This is a genomic window from Pseudomonas sp. PDM28, assembly GCF_019219115.1.
Lineage (GTDB): Bacteria > Pseudomonadota > Gammaproteobacteria > Pseudomonadales > Pseudomonadaceae > Aquipseudomonas > Aquipseudomonas laurylsulfatiphila.
Genome location: NZ_JAHUWG010000003.1, coordinates 452206 through 473624, shown reverse-complemented (window position 1 = coordinate 473624; position 21419 = coordinate 452206). Strand labels below are relative to the sequence as shown.

At 60.2% G+C, this 21419-nt stretch carries 16 protein-coding genes and 4 tRNA genes; 10 read left to right on the top strand and 10 right to left on the bottom strand.

Translation table 11 applies throughout. The annotated features are described in order from the left end of the window. The first annotated feature begins 14 nt into the window (after positions 1-14). A complete protein-coding gene (locus KW841_RS08605) occupies positions 15-581 on the top strand; it encodes a glutathione peroxidase (protein WP_218475234.1) in 567 nt (188 codons plus the stop codon). Between the two features lie 174 nt (positions 582-755). Here the strand turns inward: KW841_RS08605 and KW841_RS08600 are convergent, their stop codons facing one another. The 3 genes from KW841_RS08600 to KW841_RS08590 all read right to left on the bottom strand — a co-directional run bounded on the left by KW841_RS08600 (position 756) and on the right by KW841_RS08590 (position 3158). Then, on the bottom strand, positions 756-2027 hold the full coding sequence (locus tag KW841_RS08600; protein WP_218475232.1) for an OmpP1/FadL family transporter: 1272 nt from the start codon (positions 2025-2027) through the stop codon (positions 756-758). A gap of 146 nt (positions 2028-2173) precedes the next feature. After that, positions 2174-2656 (bottom strand): hypothetical protein, encoded by a 483-nt coding sequence (locus KW841_RS08595; RefSeq protein ID WP_007977587.1) that lies wholly within the window; start codon positions 2654-2656, stop codon positions 2174-2176. A 277-nt stretch (positions 2657-2933) separates the two neighbouring features. Further along, positions 2934-3158, bottom strand: a complete 225-nt coding sequence (locus KW841_RS08590; protein ID WP_007898912.1) for a hypothetical protein — start codon at positions 3156-3158, stop codon at positions 2934-2936. Positions 3159-4164: 1006 nt separating this feature from the next. Here KW841_RS08590 and KW841_RS08585 point away from each other — a divergent pair. Continuing rightward, a complete protein-coding gene (locus KW841_RS08585; RefSeq protein ID WP_015096151.1) occupies positions 4165-4488 on the top strand; it encodes a sel1 repeat family protein in 324 nt (107 codons plus the stop codon). A gap of 175 nt (positions 4489-4663) precedes the next feature. After that, positions 4664-6028 carry a DNA recombination protein RmuC gene (rmuC, locus tag KW841_RS08580; RefSeq protein WP_167399541.1) on the top strand — a complete coding sequence of 455 codons (1365 nt, stop codon included), beginning with the start codon at positions 4664-4666 and terminating at the stop codon, positions 6026-6028. 138 nt (positions 6029-6166) lie between these two features. On the opposite strand, the gene KW841_RS08575 is transcribed toward rmuC, so the two are convergent. After that, positions 6167-9637, bottom strand: a complete 3471-nt coding sequence (locus tag KW841_RS08575; RefSeq protein WP_218475230.1) for a PAS domain-containing hybrid sensor histidine kinase/response regulator — start codon at positions 9635-9637, stop codon at positions 6167-6169. A 215-nt stretch (positions 9638-9852) separates the two neighbouring features. Next, on the bottom strand, positions 9853-10389 hold the full coding sequence (locus tag KW841_RS08570) for a TetR/AcrR family transcriptional regulator (protein WP_218475226.1): 537 nt from the start codon (positions 10387-10389) through the stop codon (positions 9853-9855). Positions 10390-10503: 114 nt separating this feature from the next. Here KW841_RS08570 and KW841_RS08565 point away from each other — a divergent pair, with 114 nt between their 5' ends. The 3 genes from KW841_RS08565 (at position 10504) to KW841_RS08555 (ending at position 14922) form a co-directional block, all read left to right on the top strand. After that, positions 10504-11694 carry an MFS transporter gene (locus KW841_RS08565; RefSeq protein WP_218475223.1) on the top strand — a complete coding sequence of 397 codons (1191 nt, stop codon included), beginning with the start codon at positions 10504-10506 and terminating at the stop codon, positions 11692-11694. Between the two features lie 105 nt (positions 11695-11799). Continuing rightward, entirely contained in the window at positions 11800-12951 is a 1152-nt protein-coding gene (locus tag KW841_RS08560) for a TDT family transporter (protein WP_218475221.1), read from the top strand. 96 nt (positions 12952-13047) lie between these two features. Beyond that, positions 13048-14922: an MFS transporter gene (locus KW841_RS08555; RefSeq protein ID WP_218475219.1), complete on the top strand. Its 1875-nt coding sequence runs from the start codon at positions 13048-13050 to the stop codon at positions 14920-14922. A gap of 123 nt (positions 14923-15045) precedes the next feature. Here KW841_RS08555 and sugE read toward each other — a convergent pair whose 3' ends face one another. From sugE to rdgC, 3 genes are all read right to left on the bottom strand, one after another. Continuing rightward, a complete protein-coding gene (gene sugE, locus KW841_RS08550) occupies positions 15046-15360 on the bottom strand; it encodes a quaternary ammonium compound efflux SMR transporter SugE (protein WP_007977599.1) in 315 nt (104 codons plus the stop codon). Between the two features lie 118 nt (positions 15361-15478). Further along, positions 15479-16444, bottom strand: coding sequence for a bile acid:sodium symporter family protein (locus KW841_RS08545; RefSeq protein ID WP_218475217.1), 966 nt, complete (start codon positions 16442-16444; stop codon positions 15479-15481). A 147-nt stretch (positions 16445-16591) separates the two neighbouring features. Continuing rightward, a complete protein-coding gene (gene rdgC, locus KW841_RS08540; RefSeq protein ID WP_007969735.1) occupies positions 16592-17512 on the bottom strand; it encodes a recombination-associated protein RdgC in 921 nt (306 codons plus the stop codon). A 159-nt stretch (positions 17513-17671) separates the two neighbouring features. On the opposite strand from rdgC, the gene KW841_RS08535 reads away from it, so the two are divergent. From KW841_RS08535 to KW841_RS08520, 4 genes are all read left to right on the top strand, one after another. Continuing rightward, positions 17672-17747, top strand: a tRNA-Val gene (locus KW841_RS08535). Positions 17748-17766: 19 nt separating this feature from the next. Beyond that, positions 17767-17843: transfer RNA gene (locus KW841_RS08530), tRNA-Asp, on the top strand. Positions 17844-18041: 198 nt separating this feature from the next. Continuing rightward, positions 18042-18117 (top strand) — tRNA-Val (locus KW841_RS08525). A gap of 19 nt (positions 18118-18136) precedes the next feature. Then, a tRNA-Asp gene (locus KW841_RS08520) sits at positions 18137-18213 on the top strand. Positions 18214-18341: 128 nt separating this feature from the next. Here KW841_RS08520 and KW841_RS08515 read toward each other — a convergent pair. Next, positions 18342-19478, bottom strand: coding sequence for a catalase family protein (locus KW841_RS08515; protein ID WP_218475215.1), 1137 nt, complete (start codon positions 19476-19478; stop codon positions 18342-18344). A gap of 28 nt (positions 19479-19506) precedes the next feature. Further along, positions 19507-21309, bottom strand: coding sequence for a di-heme-cytochrome C peroxidase (locus KW841_RS08510; protein WP_218475213.1), 1803 nt, complete (start codon positions 21307-21309; stop codon positions 19507-19509). Between the last annotated feature and the right edge of the window lie 110 nt (positions 21310-21419).

Below are 21419 nucleotides of genomic sequence, written 5' to 3'. Positions count from 1 at the left end.
CAAGGATGCTCGAGATGCTCAAGCGCTGGTGTGCTGTTCCCGCGTTGCTGATGACGTTGTCCGGGCTGGCTTGGGCCGCTGACTGCCCGGAGGTGCTGCAGGGCTCGCTGCCGAAGTTGCGGGCCAAGGAGTCCATCGACCTGTGCCAGCGTTACGCCGATAAACCGCTGGTGGTGGTCAACACCGCCAGTTTCTGCGGCTTCGCACCGCAGTTCGAGGGCCTTGAGGCACTCAATCAGCGCTACAAGGGGCAAGGGCTGGAAATACTCGGCGTGCCGTCAAACGACTTCAAGCAGGAGTCCAAAGACAGCGCCGAGACGGCGAAAGTCTGCTACGCCAACTACGGCGTGACCTTCGCCATGACTGAACCGCAGAAGGTTCGAGGCGACGATGCGACACACTTGTTCAAAGTCCTCGCCCGTCAAACCGGTGCGCCAAAGTGGAATTTCTACAAGTATGTGGTGGATCGCCAGGGCAAGGTGATCGCCAGCTTCTCCAGCTTGACCAAGCCGGATGATCCCGAGTTCATCGCCGCGGTAGAAAAGGCCCTGGCTTCGGCACCGCTTGCTTCTGCACCCTGACTCGCAGGGGCGAGCTTGCTCGCCTCAAGGCGCTTCGTTCATCCAGTAAGCACGCGTCACCGTTCGCGTCCATTGCGAGCATGCTCGCTCCTACAAATGAAAAGCCCCGCCTCAGTGAAGAGAGCGGGGCTTTTTTGAGTCCGGTGGCGAGCGGTTCAGGATCGCCGGGAATCATCAGAAGCGGTAGGTTGCACCGAGGCCGAAACCGTTCGCGTAGTTTTCATACTTGGCGTTGTAGTTCTGGCCACGGTCGTTGCTGTTGTTGACCTTGACCGACTCTTCGCGCAGGTACGAATACGCCAGGTCGATGGTCAGGTCGTCGGTCGGACTCCAGCCGGCGCCCACGCTGAAAATCTTGCGATCGCCCGTCGGGATGCGCGGAGAGCGGTCAACGTTGTTGGTCGGTGCCTGGTCAACGGACAGACCGGTACGCAGTACCCATTGCTTGTTCAGCTGGTAGGACGCGCCGATGGCGTGAGCCCAGGTGTCGTGCCAGTTCTGTTCTTCGGTGATGGTACCGAACTGGCCATTCAGAACGGCCGGAACACCTTTGTTTTCAACGGTGATTTCTTTCAGGCGGCTCCAGCGGGTCCAAGTGCTGCCTGCGTACAGAGTCCACTTGTCGTCGAGCTGGTGAGTGACCGAGAAGTCCACCGATTCAGGTGTGGTCAGGTCCAGCGAAGCGTCGTATTTCTGGTTCGGGTTCTGGCCGATCAAGCCCAGCACGTTGTAGTTGACCTTGGTGTTGCCGTCGAGCTTGTACTTCACTTTCGAGTGGTAGGTCAGGCCGACGCGCGTGCTGTCGGTGGCTTGAACCAGCACGCCGATGTTGTAGCCCAGCGCGGTGTCGTCACCTTCGATCTTGACCTTGCCATCTGGCTGGGACTGGGTGATCGACAGGTTCGATTCCAGGGTGCCGTCGATGCGGTTGATGGTCGGGCCGAAACCGATGGAGACCTTGTCGTTGAAGGCGTAGCTGACAGTCGGTTGCAGGGTGACGATTCTAACTTCGCTCTTGCTGCCGAAGTAGCGGCCGGCAAAGTTGTTTTCGTAGTCGGTGACCAGACCGAATGGTGCGTACACGCCGATACCGAATGCCCAGTGGTCGTCGATTGGTTTGACGTAGTAACCCATCGGCACGCCCATGAAAGGGACCATGTCACCTTTGTTGGTACCGCCGTTCGGACGGGAGCTGGCGTCACTGATGTCAGTGTGCGCGTCGATGAATGCAACACCGCCGGTCACTTGTTCGCGCTTGATGCGGGACATGCCGGCAGGGTTGCCAGCAATGGTGGATGCGTCGTCGGCAGAGGAAGATCGCCCGGCAAAACCTGTCCCCATCCCGCTGATGCTTTGTTCGTTGAGGGCAAAGCCACTTGCAAAGAGCTGGGTGGATGCCAGGGTAACGGCGAGGCTAAGGGTGGTTTTGAGCATTACTTTTTTCATTATTAGAACTCCTGGTGATCACCGGGGCGAAAATTACCAACATTTTCGTCCTGGCGCCATAGGCTGTATGCCTTGATTTAGAGCTGTTTTGTAGGACAATCAGACCAAAATCACCACCTGTTACGCGATGTTTGGATCCAGAAGAGTCAGCAGGCTACCTGATTCAGAGGTGAAACACAGGTTTGCCAGGCGCTGGTGAAATCACGCAGACGCCCTTGGGGATGAAATGTCTGGCGCCAGATCCTGGCCATGCCCAACAAATCATCAGGGGAGGGGAGGGGGGTATTCTGTTCCTCCACCAGCAGCCAGGCGATGGCTGTGGCGTAACGCAGGTTGACGGTCAACTCGAGGTGCGGGCCGCTCAGAAACGCATGCTGGCTGGCCAGGCCGCGGACCAGGCTTGCACGCTCCGGATCAAGGGCCAGGTAATGGTCCCAAAGTGCCTGGTGGCGGGGCTCGGCGATGCGGTACAGGCCGTGCCCACGGCGGTCATGCAGGGCGGAACCAAGGGCTGACTGGCTGGCGGCAATGCCCAGCAGCAGGGATTCGGCAGTAGCGCTATGGCGTCCGAGGTAGATCAATGTCGGACGAATTACATAGCGGCACAGTTCGCTGGCAGCGATACCCATAAAACCCTCGAAACCTGAATTGGACGGCGATACCTGAAGGGGGGGCTTGGCAGCTGTAAATCGGTTCAGGCTCGCCGCAAGCGGGTCAAGCCGCTTGAGTTGAAGTGTAGTGTCATATTCGCGCTGTAAAGGACTGTTTTTAAAATATTTCCAGCGACCAGTTATAACCCTTATATCGGATCGTGCTTAGTCGTGGTTCGAGTGCGGGGAAACATCGGGCAATAAAAAGCCCTGCTTTTCGGGCAGGGCTTTCGGGTTTTTCAGCCTTTCTGGCGTTTCAGGCAACCAGGGCCTGACGGGTACGCTCGATCACGGCCTGCAGCGGTTCGGCGCTGGAGTATTGATCGGGGTACAGGCGTTCGCTGTGACGAGCGATGCCGTGTTCGTTGACCAGGGTGAAGCTGAAGCAGCCTTTGCGAGCGGCCATGATCAGGCAGTTCATTGGTGCAAAAGCGTTGGTTAGGGTGCGAATGGCATCCTGAGTGTGGATTTGAGTAGACATTATTGGTGTTCCTACAAATGACACGGATAAGAACCGTGCAACGTTAAAACGTTCCAGTAACGTCGATCACCATTGATCGAACGAAGAACCCGACTGGAACAAAGCAGCCAGTTTGAAGCGCTGATAAGTTGGCGCGCTTGGGCTGGCAGGTAGGTACTTAGGAGGGCAGGCAACACATCGAGGGCAAAGGTTCTGGGCCCGGGGTGAAGATCCTGATCAATTTGCAGGTTGGTTCGAGCAGAGTAGGCAGGCGGAGCAACACCCTTTGCTTTCGATTCAAAGGTTGTGTCGGCGCAAGATTTACCTGGAAACCATCGAGGTGGTCGATCCCGCTTGTTCGGTGGAGGCTTCCTTCGGGAAGGCTGACCGGGGGGATTTGTTCGACCAGAATTGACTTTCAGCTTGGTACTAACGCCGCGGATACTAACGGATTGAACTTGATAAGGGAAGTGTGTTAGCAAAAAAGGACTCCCCGACAGGGCTCGGTCGGGCTGTTTTACCTTGCAGACCAGCGTATGAAGCGGCGCTGCCTCCGATGGATAGGCCCTGTAGCACAACAAAATCCGACCATCGGTCATCGACGTTGGTAGCATCGCAGCCGTCTAAACACCGGGTTTGCCAGGGCTTATCCCCAGGCACGACAAAAAAACGCGCCGAAAAAGTGCGTTGATATAACCGTCGCAAAGGCACTTGTGCACATTAGTTGCAGAGTCTGTCACCCCGCTGTCATCTCAGGTTCAAGCGCAATGGCTGCCTGTAACCAAAATTTAAGTCAATGAAAAACATCGCTTTTTTTTACTGGTGAAAAAATCGTCAGTTTGACTGCGAACCCCATTCCACAGGGCTTTGAGCGGGTTCAAGGGCGGTTGTCCACTGAGTTATCCACAGCTTCTGTGGATTGTCCCGAGCGCTTGCTCTAGGACGGGCGTGCCGGGACATTTTCAGCTTTACCTGTAAGAAAAAGAGAGTAAAGTTGCGCGCCTTCCGATCTGCCCCACAGTGCTTTATGAAGTTTCGCTCAGCTCCTGTTTCCTCTACCTCCACACCACCCTCTGTTGCCCCTACCAAGCGCTTTTCCATGCGCGTGGCAGAGTGGCTGTTGGACAGTCCGCACCTGGGCGAAAACCCTAACGTCAAACACATTGCCGGACGTCTGCTCAAGCAACCGGCCCGTGAGGGCGTGGTGGCTGCGCAAAGTCGCCTTGGCCAGTTGATGTGCCGCGAATGCGGGAATGCCCGGGACCGCCGTATCGGTCAGGACCTGCTGCGTCAGGCCGCTCGGGCTGGCGATCGCCGCGCTCAACAGGAACTGGGGCTGATCGAAGACTGAGCTGTCCAAGACCGGACGCCTTGGTTAACCTTCAGGCTTTATCCGAATGGCAGGAGTGGCTATGGCAATGGACTTGACCAGCGTATTGCTGGGTCTGGCAGCGGCAGGGTTGCCGTTGCTGGTATTGGCCTGGCAACTTCAGCGTCGGGCCAGCACCACGCAGTCAGACGTTGCACTGCTGCAGGAACGCCTGGCCATGGCGCAACTGGCGCAGGACGGCTTGAATGCACAACTGGAGTCCAGTCGTGATGAAATCGCTGATCTGACCCAGGCCAATTCCGCCAAGCAGGCTGATCTGGCTGCATTGCGTCGTGAAGTCGAACTGCTGCAGATCGAGCGCGACGACGCCCGGGATGCGGCCCATGCGTGGAATATCGAACGCGCCGGCAAAGACGCCGAACTGCGCCGTCTGGATGCCCAGGCCGCGTCACTCAACGCCGAATTGCGCGAACAACAGGACAGCCACCAGCAACGCCTTGACGACCTGCAAGGTTCGCGGGACGAATTGCGCGCGCAGTTTGCCGAGTTGGCGGGGAAGATTTTCGATGAGCGCGAGCAGCGTTTTGCAGAAACCAGCCAGCAGCGCCTGGGGCAGTTGCTCGATCCGCTCAAGGAGCGCATCCAGTCCTTCGAAAAGCGTGTCGAGGAAAGCTATCAGAACGAGGCCCGTGAGCGTTTTTCCCTGGCCAAGGAACTGGAGCGCCTGCAACAGCTGAACTTGCGCTTGAGCGACGAAGCCACCAACCTGACCCGCGCCTTGAAAGGGCAGAAGACCCAGGGCAATTGGGGCGAACTGATCCTTGAGCGTGTGCTCGAGCATGCAGGGCTGGAGAAGGGCCGCGAGTACCAGACCCAGGTCAATCTCAAGGGACCGGACGGCGAACGCTTCCAGCCGGACGTGATCATCTATCTACCGGGCGACAAGCAGGTGGTGGTCGACTCCAAGGTCAGCCTGACGGCCTATCAGCAATACGTCGCGGCTGAGGACGAGGCCATCGGCCAGATCGCCATCAAGCAGCACGTGCTTTCATTGCGCAATCACGTCAAAGGCCTGGCCGGCAAGGATTACAAGCGCCTCGATGGCTTGCACAGCCTGGATTTCGTGTTGCTCTTCGTGCCGATCGAGGCGGCGTTTTCTGCCGCGTTGCAAGCTGAGCCGACACTGTTTCAGGAGGCATTCGACCGCAACATCGTGATCGTCAGCCCCACGACGTTACTGGCGACCCTGCGTGTCATCGACAGCCTGTGGAAACAGGAACGCCAGAGCCAGAACGCCCGGGAAATCGCCGAGCGGGCCGGGTGGCTGTACGACAAGTTCGTGCTGTTCATTCAGGATCTGGACGAGGTCGGCAATCGCCTGCAGCAACTGGACAAGGCCTACAGTTCGGCACGCAACAAGCTGACAGAGGGGCGTGGCAACCTGGTCAGCCGCAGTGAGCAACTCAAGCTGTTGGGTGCACGGGCGAGCAAGAGCCTGCCGGCGGATTTGCTGGAGCGGGCGATGACCGATGTCGATGGGTTGGTCGAATTGCCGGAGTAGCCCTAGGTCGAGCGTGGACCCTGTGGCGAGGGGGCTTGCCCCCGTTGGGCTGCGTAGCGGCCCCAAACCGGACAGACGACTGCTGCGCAGCCGAACGGGGGCGAGCCCCCTCGCCACAGGAGGCTGTGTTAAACCTCGCTACAGCGGCAAATACCGACTCAACAACGCCCGCAACGCCGCCGGTTTCACCGGTTTGGCCAGGTAATCCAGCCCTGCTGCATGCACCTTGTCGACCGTCTCCGGCCGGCCATCGGCGCTGATCACCACACCAGGAACCGGCTCGCCCATTTGCGTACGCAACCAGGCCATCAGGTCGGTTCCGGTTTCGCCGTGATCGAGGTGGTAATCCACCAGTGCCAATTGCGGGCGCATGCCTTCGCCCAGCAGCGTTGCGCATTCCTCGCGATTGCGTGCGGTCCAGACCTGGCAACCCCAGCGGCTGAGCAAGCTGTTCATGCCGATCAGGATGCTGTCCTCATTATCGATGCACAGCACCTGTGCGCCATTGAGCAATTTGCCATTGAGTTCGGCGACTTTGACCGGCGCTGCGGTTTGCGCCGGGGCCAGCGGCACGCTGACGCTGAACACGCTGCCGCGTCCCGGCCAGGAGCGCACGCGCAAGGTATGACCGAGCACGCGACATAGCCCGTCGGCAATGGCCAACCCCAGGCCGAGGCCTTTTTCGGCCCGTGTCTGGTGGCTGTCGAGGCGCTTGAACTCTTCGAAAATCACCTGTTGTTTATCTTCCGGAATACCCGGCCCGCGGTCCCAGACTTCCAGGCTCAATGCTTCCTTGTGCCGGCGAACGCCCAGTAGTACCGGCCCTTTGCCGTAGCGAAACGCATTGGTCAGGAAGTTCTGCAAAATTCGCCGCAGCAGCTTCATGTCGCTGTCGACCCGCAGCGTGCTGCCGCGAACGCGGAACTCCAGGCCTTGTTCCTGCGCCAGCACCTTGAACTCTGCACCGAGGGTGACGAACAGTTCGTTGAGCGCGAACGGCTGGCGATTCGGGTTGATCTTGCCGTTCTCCAGGCGGGAGATGTCCAGCAGGTCGCTGATCAGATCCTCGGCCGAGCGCAGCGAGCTGTCCAGGTGCCCGACCAGTTTCTGCGCTTCGCCGGAGAGTCCATCTTCCTGATGGGAGAGGGCGGCGGAGAACAGGCGTGCCGCGTTCAGCGGTTGCATCAGGTCATGGCTGACGGCCGCGAGGAAACGGGTCTTGGACTGGTTGGCCGCCTCGGCGATGCCCTTGGCTTCGGTCAGGGCGATGTTGAGCTGGGACAGTTCGTGGGTCCGTTCGGTGACCCGTTGCTCCAGGCCTTCGTTGGCTTCGGTCAGCGCCTGCTCGGCTTCGCGGAACGCGGTGATGTCGGTGAAACTCATGACGAAGCCGCCGCCCGGCATCGGGTTGCCGATCAGCTCGATGACCCGGCCGTTGGGGAACAGGCGCTCGGAGGTATGCGCGCGGCCCTGGCGCATCCAGTGCAGGCGACGCGCGACGTGAACTTCGGCTTCGCCGGGGCCGCACAGGCCACGCTCGGCATTGTGGCGAATGATGTCGGCGATTGGCCGACCGACACTGATCAAGCCGTCCGGGTAGTTGAACAACTCCAGGTAGCGACGGTTCCAGGCCACCAGTTTCAGCGACTGGTCGACCACGCTGATGCCCTGGGTGATGTTCTCGATGGCGCCTTGCAGCAAGGCGCGGTTGAATTGCAGCACCTCCGAGGCTTCGTCGGCGATGCGCACGACGTCTTCCAGTTGCATCTCCCGGCCTTCGATGGCGGCTTTGACCACCGCGCGGGTCGAAGAGGCACCCAGCACACCCGCCAGCAGGCGTTCAGTATGGGCGATCCATTCACCGTCGGCGTTCTGGTTCGGGTTGAAGCCTTTGCCCTGGCGATAGGCAAAGCGGATAAAACTTTGACGGGCGCGTTCTTCGCCGACGAAGCGCGCCGCCAGTTGCAGCAGGTCGTCGATCTGCACCGCCAGCATCGAGCGTGCGCTGGGGCGGGCACTGATTTCCTGGCCGATGAAGCGGCCCGCCTGCCAGTGCTCGGAAACCCGGGTGCGCGACAGTACCGAGACCCAGGCGAAGAGCGTGAAGTTGCCAGCCAGCGACAGCACCACGCCTTGGGTCAGGGGTGTAATCGGCAGGTTCAGTGGATTGCTGTGCAACCACGCCAGCCCCGGGAATGTGCTCAAGGAAACGCCGAGGCTGAGGGCGGCAATCGGCAGGATCAGGGTGTAGAACCACAGGAAGGTGCCTGCGGCGAGGCCGGCGAAAACACCGCGGCGGTTGGCCTGTTTCCAGTACAGCGCACCGAGCATGGCGGGGGCCAGTTGGGTCACGGCGGCAAAGGCGATCTGGCCGATGGTCGCCAGGCTGGCGGTCGAGCCCAGCAGCCGGTAACTGACATAGGCCAGCAGCAGAATGACCACGATGCTGACGCGGCGCACCGACAACATCCACTGGCGGAACACTTCGAACGGGCGCTCGGCGTTGTTGCGACGCAGCAGCCAGGGCAGCAGCATGTCGTTGGACACCATGGTCGACAGCGCCACGCTGGCCACGATCACCATGCCGGTGGCCGCCGATGCGCCACCGATAAACGCCAGCAGGGCCAGCGCCGGATGCGCCTGCGCCAGGGGCAAGCTGATGACGAACGAGTCCGGCAACACCGAGCTGGGCAGCAGCATCTGGCCGGCCAGGGCGATCGGCACGACAAACAAGGCAGCCAGGGCGAGGTAGGCCGGGAATACCCACTTGGCCAGGCGCAGATCCTGGGGATCGATGTTCTCGACAACGGTCACGTGGAACTGCCGCGGCAAGCAAATGATCGCCATCATCGCCACACCGGTCTGCACCACCATCGACGGCCAGTTGATGGTTTCCTTCCAGTACTGTTCGAGACGCGGCGCCAGCATGGCCTGGTCGAACAGGTCGTCGAAACCGTCGTACAGGCCGTAGGTCACGAACGCGCCGACCGCGAGAAACGCGAACAGCTTGACCAATGATTCGAAGGCAATGGCCAGCACCATGCCGCGGTGGTGCTCCGTGGCGTCGAGGTTGCGGGTACCGAAGACGATGGTGAACAGCGCCAGCACCAGCGACACGATCAACGCGGTGTCCTGGGCCCGGGTGCCCATGGCGTCGGCGCCGGCGCCGATCAGCAGGTTCACGCCGAGCACAATGCCCTTGAGTTGCAGCGCGATATAGGGCAGCACGCCGACCAGGCAAATCAGCGCCACCACCACCGCCAGTGACTGGGATTTGCCATAGCGCGCGGCGATGAAGTCGGCGATCGAGGTGATGTTCTCCTGTTTGCTGATCATCACCATTTTCTGCAGGACCCACGGCGCACCGACCAGCAACAGGATCGGCCCGAGGTAGATCGGCAGGAACGACCAGAGCTGTTCGGCGGCCTGGCCCACGGCGCCGAAGAACGTCCAGCTGGTGCAATAGACCGCCAGCGACAGGCTGTACACCCAGGCGCGCACACGCGGCGGCAAGGGCGCGCTGCGACGGTCGCCATAGAAGGCGATGGCGAACATGATGGCCATATAGGCCAGGGCGACGGCGGCAATCAGCCCGGTGGACAGCGACATGGGGACTCCAGACAAAAGACTTCCGGGCATCCCGCCCGGACAGACAGTCTCGCACGACCGCCAGCGTTAGTCAGTGTCGACCAAGGTCGTGGCGTGGCGGGGTGTCGCAGGGGATTTGCAGTGTCTGGAGTGGCCTCATCGCGAGCAAGCTCGCTCCCACATTTGTCCTGTGTTCGCCGCCCCCTGTGGGAGCGAGCTTGCTCGCGATGGGGGCCTCACTGACTGAATGCAATCTCGATCAACCGATGCAGCTCTTCAACCTCCAGTGCGGCCTCGGAAAACAGAATGCGGAAAACGATGGGGGCGGCGATCAGGTTGATCAGCCGATCGACACCCGGCACGGGCTCGTTGGGAAAACGGTCAAGGATCGTCTGCAACTGCCCGCCAATGATCGTCGCGCAATAACTTGGCTTGAGCGCCGCCTGTACGTCGCGCAGCATGTTGCGACCAGGTTCGGAGCTCATTTCGTCCAGGTACTGTTCCGCCCAGGCTCGAATATCGCCGCGCAGGCTGCCGGTGTGGTTGGGGTCGTTGTCGGGTTGCATGCGGGCGAGGGCGACGTCGGCCAGCAGCGCCGACAAATCACCCCAGCGACGATAGATGGTCGAAGGTGTAACGCCTGCGCGCGCAGCAATTTGCGGCACGGTCAGGCTGGTGCGGTCCTGCTCCTCGAGGAGTTGACGCACGGCCGAATGAATCGACTCTTGTACCCGCGCGCTGCGTCCGCCCGGGCGTAAGGTGGGAGCTGTCATCTTGGGGTTCCTGTAAAAGCCATGCCTCGGACCTTAACACAAAGAATTTGCTTTAAGAGGGATCCGGTAGCACACTCCGCAAAAGCAAAAACTTAGCTTTTGTGGAGCCCGCCTATGTCCAGTTCTCATTCAAACCGTGCCAGCCTGTGGTTTCTTGCCGTTACCTTGCTCAGTTTCCTGGCGGCCTCCACGGCGCCGACGCCGCTGTATCACCTGTATCAGGAGCAGATGCAGTTTTCGGCCGCGACCCTGACCCTGATTTTTGGCGTGTACGCCCTCAGCCTGTTGGTGGCGTTGCTGACCGTCGGTTCGTTGTCCGATTACCTGGGGCGCAAGCCGGTGATTTTCACGGCGGTGGTGCTGAATATCCTGGCGATGCTGCTGTTTATTCACGCCGACAGCGTCACTTGGCTGATCAGTGCCCGAATCCTGCAAGGTTTTGCCACCGGCATGGCTACCGCGGTGCTGGGCGCAACCCTACTGGATACCGACCGCGAACGGGGGCCGCTGGTCAATAGCGTTGCACCCTTGACCGGGATGGCCATTGGCGGGCTGGGCTGCGGTGTGTTGGCCGAGTTCGCCCCGGCGCCGTTGCACCTGACGTACTGGCTGCTGCTGGCGTTGTTTGTGATGCAGGCGTTGTATGTCTGGCGCTTGCCGGAAAGCGCCTCGCGGCAGGCCGGGGTTTGGGCCTCGTTGCGACCGACTCTGCACGTACCGCGGCAGGCGCGCTCGACTTTGTGGCGGGTGCTGCCGCTCAATACTGCCCTATGGGCCCTTGGCGGTTTCTACGCTTCCCTGGCGCCTTCGTTGGTGCGCACGGCCACAGGCTCGACCTCGAACATGATCGGCGGGGCCACCGTTGCCGCCTTGACGTTGACCGGTGCGCTGATGATTTACCGCATGCGCAACCGACCCGCCGGCAAGTCATTGTTATTGGGTGCCATCATGATGCCGGCGGGTGTCGTGATGATTTTGCTGGGTGTACACAGTGCCAGCCTGCTGCTGTTCTTCCTTGGCACCCTGGTCGCAGGCTGTGGTTTCGGCTCCGGTTTTCTTGGCACCTTGCGTAGTCTGGTGCCGCTGGCCTTGCCCCATGAGCGTGCCGGGCTGGTGTCGACGTACTACGCACTGAGCTATCTCGCCTTCTGCCTGCCATCGCTGCTGGCCGGGAACCTGAGCCGAACCCTCGGTTTGGTGGCGACCGTCGACGGTTATGGTGCGGTGTTGATACTCCTGGCCCTTGGCGCTTTGGCAGGTTTGATGCGCCCGCGTTCAGGCAGGGCATGCGAGGCCAGTTCCTGATTAAGTATCTATGTAATAGATAACATATAGAGATATTACCCGTTATATAGATATTCGATTCGGATCTAAGATGGGCTCTACCTCACGAGAGGACAGGAGTTCGCCATGACATGCGCCAACAGCATCAAGCCCGGAATCAAACCGTTCAGTCACCTGCAGCACCCACGCGAAGTGATCCGCCAGTTCACGCCCAACTGGTTCGCGGCCACCATGGGCACCGGTGTGCTGGCGTTGGCACTGGCGCAATTGCCGGTCGCCATGCCCGCCTTGCACGCTTTTGCCGAAGCCTTGTGGCTGTTCAACATCGCATTGTTCCTGCTGTTTACGGCGCTGTACGCCGCGCGTTGGCTACTGTTTTTCGACGAAGCACGACGGATCTTCGGCCACTCCACGGTCTCGATGTTTTTCGGCACCATCCCGATGGGCCTGGCGACCATCATCAACGGCTTCCTGGTGTTCGGCCTGCCGCGCTGGGGCGACGGTGTCATTCACCTCGCCGAAGCGCTGTGGTGGCTGGATGTGGCGATGTCGCTGGCCTGCGGCGTGCTGATTCCCTACATGATGTTCACGCGTCAGGAGCACAGCATCGACCAGATGACCGCCGTCTGGTTGTTGCCGGTGGTCGCGGCAGAAGTGGCGGCCGTCAGTGGTGGCCTGTTGGCGCCGCATTTGGCCGACGCTCACTCGCAACTGGTGGTGCTGGTGACCAGCTACGTGCTCTGGGCATTTTCCTTGCCAGTGGCCTTCAGCATCCTGACCATTCTGTTGCTGCGCATGGCCCTGCATAAACTGCCCCACGAAAACATGGCCGCCTCGAGCTGGCTGGCCCTTGGCCCGATCGGCACCGGCGCGTTGGGCATGCTGGTACTGGGCGGCGATGCACCGCTGATTTTCGCGGCCAACGGTTTGCCGGGCGTCGGTGAGATTGCGGCGGGACTGGGCCTGGTGGCCGGCATCACCCTGTGGGGCTTCGGCCTGTGGTGGATGCTGATGGCGTTGCTGATCACTGTGCGCTACCTGCGTGCCGGCATCCCATTCAATCTGGGCTGGTGGGGCTTCACCTTCCCGTTGGGCGTCTATTCTCTGGCGACGTTGAAGCTGGCCAGTACCTTGACCCTGACGTTTTTCAGTGTGTTTGGCTGTGTGCTGGTGGCGTTGCTGGCGGTGATGTGGCTGATCGTCGGCAAGCGCACGGTGCTGGGCGCCTGGCGTGGCGAACTGTTTGTCTCGCCATGCATTGCCGGTTTGAAGAAATAACCGGGAAAGATTAGGTAAGGTGTGGCCTGGATCGAGTTTCGATACTCCAATTACAGTATCCAGGCCACTCTCTACATAATCAGGGACACATGGAAGATGAGTCACCCCTCACAGTTCACCTTGTTGCGTACCCGGCGCTTCCTGCCGTTCTTCATTACCCAGTCGCTTGGGGCATTCAACGACAACGTGTTCAAGCAGTCGTTGATCCTGGCGATTTTGTACAAGCTGACCATCGAGGGTGACCGTTCTGTCTGGGTCAACCTGTGTGCGCTGCTGTTTATCCTGCCGTTTTTCCTGTTCTCGGCCCTGGCCGGGCAATTCGGGGAAAAGTTCGCCAAGGACGCGTTGATCCGCCTGATCAAGCTTGGGGAAATCGCCATCATGGCGGTCGGCGCGGTCGGCTTTATGTTCGATCACCTGTCGCTGATGCTGCTGGCGCTGTTCGCCATGGGCACCCATTCGGCGCTGTTCGGGCCGGTGAAGTACTCGATCCTGCCGCAGGCCCTGCGTGAGGAAGAACTGGTCGGCGGCAACGGCCTGGTGGAAATGGGCACCTTCCTGGCGATCCTCGCCGGCACCATTGGCGCCGGGGTCATGATGTCTTCGGCGCATTACGCGCCGGTGGTGTCCACGGCGATCATCGGCATTGCCGTGCTCGGCTACCTGGCCAGCCGCAGCATTCCCCGGGCGGCGGCCGCCACGCCGCAAATGCGCCTGAACTGGAACATTTTCAGCCAGTCCTGGGCCACATTGAAACTGGGCCTGGGGCAAACACCGGCGGTGTCACGCTCGATTGTCGGCAATTCATGGTTCTGGTTTGTCGGGGCGATCTATCTGACGCAGATCCCGGCCTATGCCAAGGAAAGGATGCACGGCGACGAAACCGTGGTGACGCTGATTCTGACGGTGTTCTCGGTCGGCATCGCATTGGGTTCGATGCTGTGCGAGAAGCTCTCCGGACGCAAAGTCGAGATTGGCCTGGTGCCGTTCGGATCGTTCGGCCTGACCGTCTTCGGTCTGCTGCTGTGGTGGCATTCCGGTGGAATTCCGGACAGCGCCGCCGGCCATGGCTGGATCGACATCCTCGGTTTCGGCCACACCTGGCTGGTGTTGCTCGACATCCTCGGCCTGGGCGTCTTCGGCGGTTTCTACATTGTGCCGCTGTACGCGCTGATCCAGTCGCGCACAGCGGAGAACGAGCGGGCGCGGGTGATTGCCGCCAACAACATCCTCAACGCGCTGTTCATGGTGGTGTCGGCGATTGTCTCGATCGTCTTGCTGAGCGTGGTCAAGCTGTCGATCCCGCAATTGTTCCTGGTCGTGTCGTTGCTGAACATCGGGGTCAACGCCTACATCTTCAGGATTGTCCCGGAGTTCACCATGCGTTTCATGATCTGGCTGCTCAGCCATTCCATGTATCGCGTGGAGCACCGCAATCTGGACCTGATCCCCGATGAAGGCGCGGCGCTGTTGGTGTGCAACCACGTGTCGTTCGTCGACGCCTTGCTGATTGGCGGCGCGGTACGTCGGCCGATTCGCTTTGTGATGTATTACAAGATCTACAACCTGCCGGTGCTGAACTTCATCTTCCGTACCGCGGGGACGATTCCGATTGCCGGGCGCCAGGAAGACATCCAGATATATGAACAAGCTTTCACGCGCATTGCCCGGTATCTGAAGGACGGTGAGTTGGTGTGCATCTTCCCCGAAGGCAAATTGACCGCCGATGGCGAGATCAAAGAGTTCAAGGGCGGGCTGACGCGGATTCTCGAAGAGACGCCGGTACCGGTGATTCCGCTGGCCTTGCAGGGGTTGTGGGGGAGTTTCTTCAGCCGCGATCCGGATAAAGGGCTGTTTCGCCGGTTGTGGTCGCGGGTGACGTTGGTGGCCGGGCCGGCGGTGGCGGTTGAAGTGGCGCAGCCGCTGAAGTTGCAGGCGATGGTGGGGGAGTTGCGCGGGGCAGTTAGATAACGGTTGTATGTGCGGGCCCCATCGCGGGCAAGCCCGCTCCCACAAGGATTGATGGTGTGCTCTATATGTGTGGGAGTACACGAAACCTGTGGGAGCGGGCTTGCCCGCGATGGGGTCAGTGGCCTAAGCGCTGACCTTCAGGCCAACGAGCCCGCTAATGATCAACGCCACACTCGCCAACCTCACCAGCGCCATCGACTCGCCAAACAGAATGATCCCGGCGATCACAGTGCCAACGGCGCCGACACCGGTCCAGATCGCATAGGCTGTGCCCAGCGGCAATTCCTTCATGGCAAGGCCGAGCAAGCCAAGGCTGATAGCCATGGCCGCAACGGTCAATACAGTGGGGAGCGGGCGGGTGAAACCGTCGGTGTACTTGAGGCCGACGGCCCAGCCCACTTCGAAAAGGCCGGCGAAAAACAGAATGATCCAGGACATGAAGACCTCCATCGTCTGACGGGGTCGTCCCCTGATTAATGACTCGATCGAGCCGCGAGGTCGTCCTCGCGATGGGCAATATAGTGCCCAGCATTAACCCGGGGATCAAGTTTTCCAGTCAGTCGCTGACCTGTTGCGCCGGCATTTCCCGATCCTGTTTTTCACTCATGCGGCGGAAATATGTGGATAGCAATGCCCCGGAAATGTTGTGCCAGACACTGAACAATGCACTGGGCACTGCCGCCAGCGGCGAGAAGTGCGCACTGGCCAACGCGGCGCCCAACCCGGAGTTCTGCATGCCGACTTCCAGGGCCAGGGACTTGCGCTGGGCCAGAGGCAGCTTGAACAGGCGCCCGGTGAAGTAACCCAGCAGGTAGCCAAAGCTGTTGTGCAGCATGACCACGGCCATGATCAACAGACCGGATTCGGCAATCTTCGCCTGGCTGGCGGCCACCACGGCCGTGACAATGATCACGATGCTGACCACCGATACCAGCGGCAACACATCCACGGCGTGGCGAACCTTGTCGCCGAGCACCCGTTGGGCAACCACGCCCAGCACGATCGGCAACAGCACCACTTGCAGGATCGACCAGAACAACTCCATGAACGATACCGGCAACCAGGCGGAGGCCAGCAGCCAGATCAGCGCCGGCGTCAGCAGGGGGGCGAGGAGGGTGGTGACGGCGGCGATGGCCACCGACAGCGCCAGGTCGCCACGGGCCAGCCAGGTCATCACGTTCGACGAGGTGCCGCTTGGGCAACAGCCGACCAGAATCACGCCGACGGCGATTTCCGGCGGCAAGTGGAACGCCTGGCAGAGCAACCACGCCACGCCCGGCATGATCACGAAATGGGCAACCACGCCCAGGGCCACGCGCCAGGGATGGCGAGCGACTTCGGCGAAGTCTTCGAGTTTGAGGGTCAGGCCCATGCCGAACATCACCAGCCCCAGCAGCGGCACGATGGCGCCTTTGAGGCCGATGAACCATGCTGGCTGCAGGAACGCCACGACGGCGAAAATCAGTACCCAGTAGGCGAAGGTGTTGCCGACAAAACGACTCAATGCAGCCAGTGCGCGCATGGCTTGATCCTTTTTATTAAGTAGCACCACAAAACCAAATGTGGGAGCGGGCTTGCTCGCGAAAGCGGAGTGTCAGTCGACATAAGTACTGACTGATACTCCGCTTTCGCGAGCAAGCCCGCTCCCACAGTTTGAGATCACAAGGGTTTAGATGCCTTGCGGCGTCTCTTCCCCACCCAATGCTTCAACCAGCGCCGGCAGGAAGTCGCCGAAAGTCAGCATCATCAGGGTGAAGCTGGCGTCCAGTTGGCCCAGGGCTTCGTCGCCACCGTCCTGTTCTGCCTGGTCTTGCAGCAGGTCTTCGAACTTCAGGCGCTTGACCACCATCTTGTCGTCGAGGACGAACGACAGTTTGTCCTGCCAGGCCAGGGACAGTTGAGTGACCACTTTGCCGGTGCTCAGGTGCAGCTGGATTTCTTCGCTGGTCAGGTCCTGGCGCTTGCAGCGCACAATGCCGCCGTCTTCGTGGGTGTCGCGCAGTTCGCACTCGTCCAGCACAAAGAAATCGTCCGCGGCTTTCTGCGTGGTGACCCACTCGGTCATGGTCGCGGTCGGCGACATTTTCACGGTCAGCGGACGCACCGGCAGGGTGCCGATCACTTCGCGCAGGGTCGACAGCAAATCTTCGGCGCGTTTCGGGCTGGCCGAGTTGACCAGGATCAGGCCCTGTTTCGGCGCGATGGCGGCGAAGGTCGACGAGCGGCGGATAAAGGCGCGGGGCAGGAAGGCCTGGATGATTTCATCCTTGATCTGATCGCGCTCCTTCTTATAGACCTTGCGCATTTGCTCGGCTTCGATCTCTTCGACCTTTTCCTTGACCGCGTCACGTACGACGCTGCCCGGCAAAATACGTTCTTCCTTGCGCGCGGAAACCAGCAGGAAGTCACCGCTGACGTGCACCAGTGGCGCATCTTCGCCTTTGCCGAACGGCGCGACGAAACCGTAGGTGGTCAACTCCTGGCTTGCACATGGGCGCGCCAGTTTGGTGGCCAGTGCAGTTTCCAACGCCTCGGCATCAACAGGCAGATCTTGGGTCAGGCGATAGATAAGCAGGTTTTTGAACCACATGGGGTGAGTCTCTCCTTTATACAAAGGGGGGCATTATTGTCTTCGCCGTGCCATAGGCCAACCTTTCTCTAAGCCTTTGGAAGGCCTGAGAAAATTATTTAAAAAAGTGCTTGCCAGAGGTTGGGTCGCTCCGTAGAATGCGCGCCACACCGAAGCGAAGGGTGATTAGCTCAGCTGGGAGAGCGTCTGCCTTACAAGCAGAATGTCGGCGGTTCGATCCCGTCATCACCCACCATTCGTTTCATGTGTTTAGCGCAGCGGTAGTTCAGTCGGTTAGAATACCGGCCTGTCACGCCGGGGGTCGCGGGTTCGAGTCCCGTCCGCTGCGCCATATTCGGTAACCTGGAACACTGAACGCCAGGTCACCACGGAAAAACCCGCTCTAGCGGGTTTTTTTCTGCCTCAAGTTTGTACGTTGTACCCGCGGGATGTGTCGTTTTACCGGTTTTCGGATTTATTTGAAAAAAACTTCAATTAAATCAACACATTACGAAAACTTGTGGCATAATGCGTCCCGTAACGAAGCGAAGGGTGATTAGCTCAGCTGGGAGAGCGTCTGCCTTACAAGCAGAATGTCGGCGGTTCGATCCCGTCATCACCCACCATTCGTTTCAAGCGTTTCGCGCAGCGGTAGTTCAGTCGGTTAGAATACCGGCCTGTCACGCCGGGGGTCGCGGGTTCGAGTCCCGTCCGCTGCGCCATATTCGGTAACCTGGAACACTGAACGCCAGGTCACCACAGAAAGCCCGCCTTGTGCGGGCTTTTTGCTGTCTGGCATTTGGCCAGTCCTCAAAGCGATCCCGGGATCGCTTTTTTTGTGTCTGCCCGGTTATTGCTCGGCGTTGCGGCTGTGCCGGTAGTCGCTGACAGCTTCATAAACGGCTTTGCGCAGGCGATTGATGCCGCCGATAGGGCGGTGTGCCTCGATACCGAACCAGGGATTGAATGACTGGTTGTCGCATTGCAGGTTCAGCGCCGGTGTATCGAAGTCCTGCGCCGGCACCTTGATCTGCGCCACCGTCTCGAAGGGCGCATCGCTTTCGCGCCATTCAATGCTGGTGTCTTCAATCGGCATGTACTTGTTGGCGTCCTGTCGCTGGATTTGCAAGACGAAACACGCGGGTACCCGGTCGGCCGACAACTGTTGATTGAGCGCATTGCGCAGGAAGTTCGGCAACTTGCGGTTTTGTTCCGGCAGGTTGTAGGCCGGGCAACTGTCCGGATCGGGCATGACCCGGAATTTCGCATTGGCTTCACCGAATTTGTAGGGTGAAACCGAAAAGTACGTCGTCCGGGTTGGGCTCGATGGCGCAGGGGACAACGTCGCCAGGGCAATAAACAGGTGGCGAACCTGCCACGAACGCGGATCCCACCCCGGAAAGAACGCCATCATTTTTTTACCCTCGGCCTGGGCGGCGACGTTCTGACGGTATTCGGCCACGTTACTTACAAAGAAGTTCGGATGGCTGAACATCACAAAGTCCTGTTCGCTTCGCCCCGGCTGATCACTCAACAGTTGTTTGCCCGGTACATCGAACAGCTTGATCGCCATGCCCCGGGCATCGCGGATGCTGTCGAACTGCGGGTAGGCGTTGCCATTGGACAGGCGCATCGTCGCTTGCCAGGTTTTGCCCGGCTCGCTGAACACGCCCTGGCGCAACTCGCTGGCCAGTTCCGGCAACACCTGGACTTCGGCTTTGACGCAGCCGTGGGCCTTGGCGTGGGCATCGCGCAGGTAGCGGGTGCTTTCGCGGTGCTGATCGACGATGCGCACGGCGGTCTGGATGATGTCCCGGGTCATCGCGGCTTCACCGTCCGCAATCGACTCCTGCGCCGACACCGGTCCACGCTGCTGCCAGGCAAACCAGGCGGTGGCCAATGCCCAGCCAAGCGCGCCGAGAACCAGCAGCCACAGCAACAGTCTGCTGAGGAAGGCGCCCAGGCGCAGCCAGAGTGTAATCAGCATGAGAGCGTCCTTTTGGCTGAGGTTGTGGTCATGGCAATTGCGCTTCCAGCGGGCCGCCCAGCACTTTCAGATATTCCAGCAGTGCCCAACGCTCCTGCGGCTGCAGCCAGCGGCCGATCACGCCATTGCCGAGTTTACCGGCACGGAATTCATGACCACTGTTGTGGTTGCCGGTGATTCGCGTGTCGAACAGGAAACCGTTGGCAAAGGCTTCGGTGCGGTAACCCAGGTGTCCCGGGTCATATTCGAAAGTGCCTTTGTAGAACGTGGTTGCACGCTCATCCTGCGGCGACAGCAATTGATAAATGCTCGGTACCGAACCGTTGTGCAGAAACGGCGCCGTTGCCCATACACCCGCCAACGGTCGGGCTTTGTACGAACGTAATTCGCGTACGCCGATTGGCAGGCCGAATCCGTCCATTTCCGGGCGCTCGGCGGGGGTGACACTGGCGTCCTGATAGGCGCGGTCGCGGACAAATGCCGTGACATAGGCCAGCCCCGTGGCCACGGACATCTTGCTCAGGTCCAGTGGTTCGACGGGTTTTGGCTCTACATCGAGTTTTTCCAGTTCCGCCTGCTTCCATTGCAGCGCTGTCAGGTCGAAGCGGTGGTCGGCGATGTTGTTGGCCGCGCCCGGGTCTGTGCCGATGTCATCCACCGGGAGCATTTTCAGGTGCTGAACGTATCGTCCCTCGCCCTGGGTGGTTCGCGGTACATGACAGCCCGCGCAGTTTTCCGCGAACAGGGTGCGCCCCTTGGCGGCCAGCGGCTTGTCGATCGCGCCCAGCAGGTCTTCCGGCCAGGCCGGCGGCGAGAGTCGTTGCAGGGTTTCTTCGATCAGGTGCAGGTCGCGCACACGGACACTGGAGGGATAGCGGGCATCGCTCATCAGTGGCTGGCCGTTCTGGTCGAAGAAGTTCAGCGTGGCACCGACGCCCAGCGCCTCGCCGATGTTGCGGGCCATCGGTTGTTTCGCCGAGCCGTTCCACTGCACCCATTCGAACGTCCACATGTCCCACAACTGCGGATAATCGACCGGAGCATTGGCCACGCGGTAGTTGTCGGGGGAAATCGCGTCACCGAAGCTGGCGTTGGCAATGCGCCCGAAGGCATCGGTGCGGCCCGGGCCTTCCTCGGTGGGATAGAGCCCGCGATGGGTGTCGTTCCAGGCCACTTTGAGGAAAGTATCGAGTGAAGCCTTGAACTCTTTGCGCAGCTGTTTGTGACGCGTCTCGTAGTCCTGGCCCAGTACGTTGCGTGCGAAACGTTCGAATTTCCACGGGTTGTAGTAGGTCGAGACCAGGCTGGCGACCAGCGCTTGTCCGAAACTGCCCCCTTTGAGCGTAGGAACGCTGGACGGCAGGACATGCTGCGCCGAACCGCCGTCGATACGCACGGCTTGCCCCTTGAAGCGCAGTTCACCGGTGTGGCAGGCCGCACAGGTGATATCCAGAAACATATCCGGGCTCCCCGCATTCTGATGTCGGGTAAAGCCTGCGGGGAGGTTGCCGGGGTTGTTCGGTGAGGGTTTCTGGCCGGGGTCCACCAGAAAGCCGAAGCGCGCGAGGTACTCGGGGGCGGCGAAGCGTTGCTGCGAGAAGGGCAGCTCGAGGGCGGTGAACCAGTCATAACGCAAGCCTTTGACCTGGGTGCCCTGGGGTGTGAAGTAATAAGTCTCTCGGTCGACGGCGCTCCATTGCTCCAGGTAATGCACCTGTTGTGCAGGCGACCAGGCCGGCAGTTTCGGGTTGGCGACGTAATAAAGCACCATGGCCAGGGCCAGCCCGAGCAGGACCGCGATGAGAGCCAGCAAGCGTAGGAAGAGGCGCAAGATAAACATCCTTGTCGAATTATTATGCCGTTATGCCCGAGTGCCCAAGGTGCGGCAAGGGGCCATTACGCCAGATTGCAGGTTCAGGAATCAGCCTCTGTCGGAACGAG

Coding starts and splice junctions, on each gene's coding strand:
- KW841_RS08545 (WP_218475217.1), bottom strand. CDS start 16,444: ATGCGCGCACTGGCTGCATTGAGTCGTTTTGTCGGCAACACCTTCGCC.
- KW841_RS08595 (WP_007977587.1), bottom strand. CDS start 2,656: ATGGGTATCGCTGCCAGCGAACTGTGCCGCTATGTAATTCGTCCGACA.
- KW841_RS08605 (WP_218475234.1), top strand. CDS start 15: ATGCTCAAGCGCTGGTGTGCTGTTCCCGCGTTGCTGATGACGTTGTCC.
- KW841_RS08575 (WP_218475230.1), bottom strand. CDS start 9,637: ATGTCGCTGTCCACCGGGCTGATTGCCGCCGTCGCCCTGGCCTATATG.
- KW841_RS08555 (WP_218475219.1), top strand. CDS start 13,048: ATGAGTCACCCCTCACAGTTCACCTTGTTGCGTACCCGGCGCTTCCTG.
- KW841_RS08585 (WP_015096151.1), top strand. CDS start 4,165: ATGAAGTTTCGCTCAGCTCCTGTTTCCTCTACCTCCACACCACCCTCT.
- KW841_RS08565 (WP_218475223.1), top strand. CDS start 10,504: ATGTCCAGTTCTCATTCAAACCGTGCCAGCCTGTGGTTTCTTGCCGTT.
- KW841_RS08515 (WP_218475215.1), bottom strand. CDS start 19,478: ATGCTGATTACACTCTGGCTGCGCCTGGGCGCCTTCCTCAGCAGACTG.
- rdgC (WP_007969735.1), bottom strand. CDS start 17,512: ATGTGGTTCAAAAACCTGCTTATCTATCGCCTGACCCAAGATCTGCCT.
- KW841_RS08560 (WP_218475221.1), top strand. CDS start 11,800: ATGACATGCGCCAACAGCATCAAGCCCGGAATCAAACCGTTCAGTCAC.
- KW841_RS08600 (WP_218475232.1), bottom strand. CDS start 2,027: ATGAAAAAAGTAATGCTCAAAACCACCCTTAGCCTCGCCGTTACCCTG.
- sugE (WP_007977599.1), bottom strand. CDS start 15,360: ATGTCCTGGATCATTCTGTTTTTCGCCGGCCTTTTCGAAGTGGGCTGG.
- KW841_RS08590 (WP_007898912.1), bottom strand. CDS start 3,158: ATGTCTACTCAAATCCACACTCAGGATGCCATTCGCACCCTAACCAAC.
- KW841_RS08570 (WP_218475226.1), bottom strand. CDS start 10,389: ATGACAGCTCCCACCTTACGCCCGGGCGGACGCAGCGCGCGGGTACAA.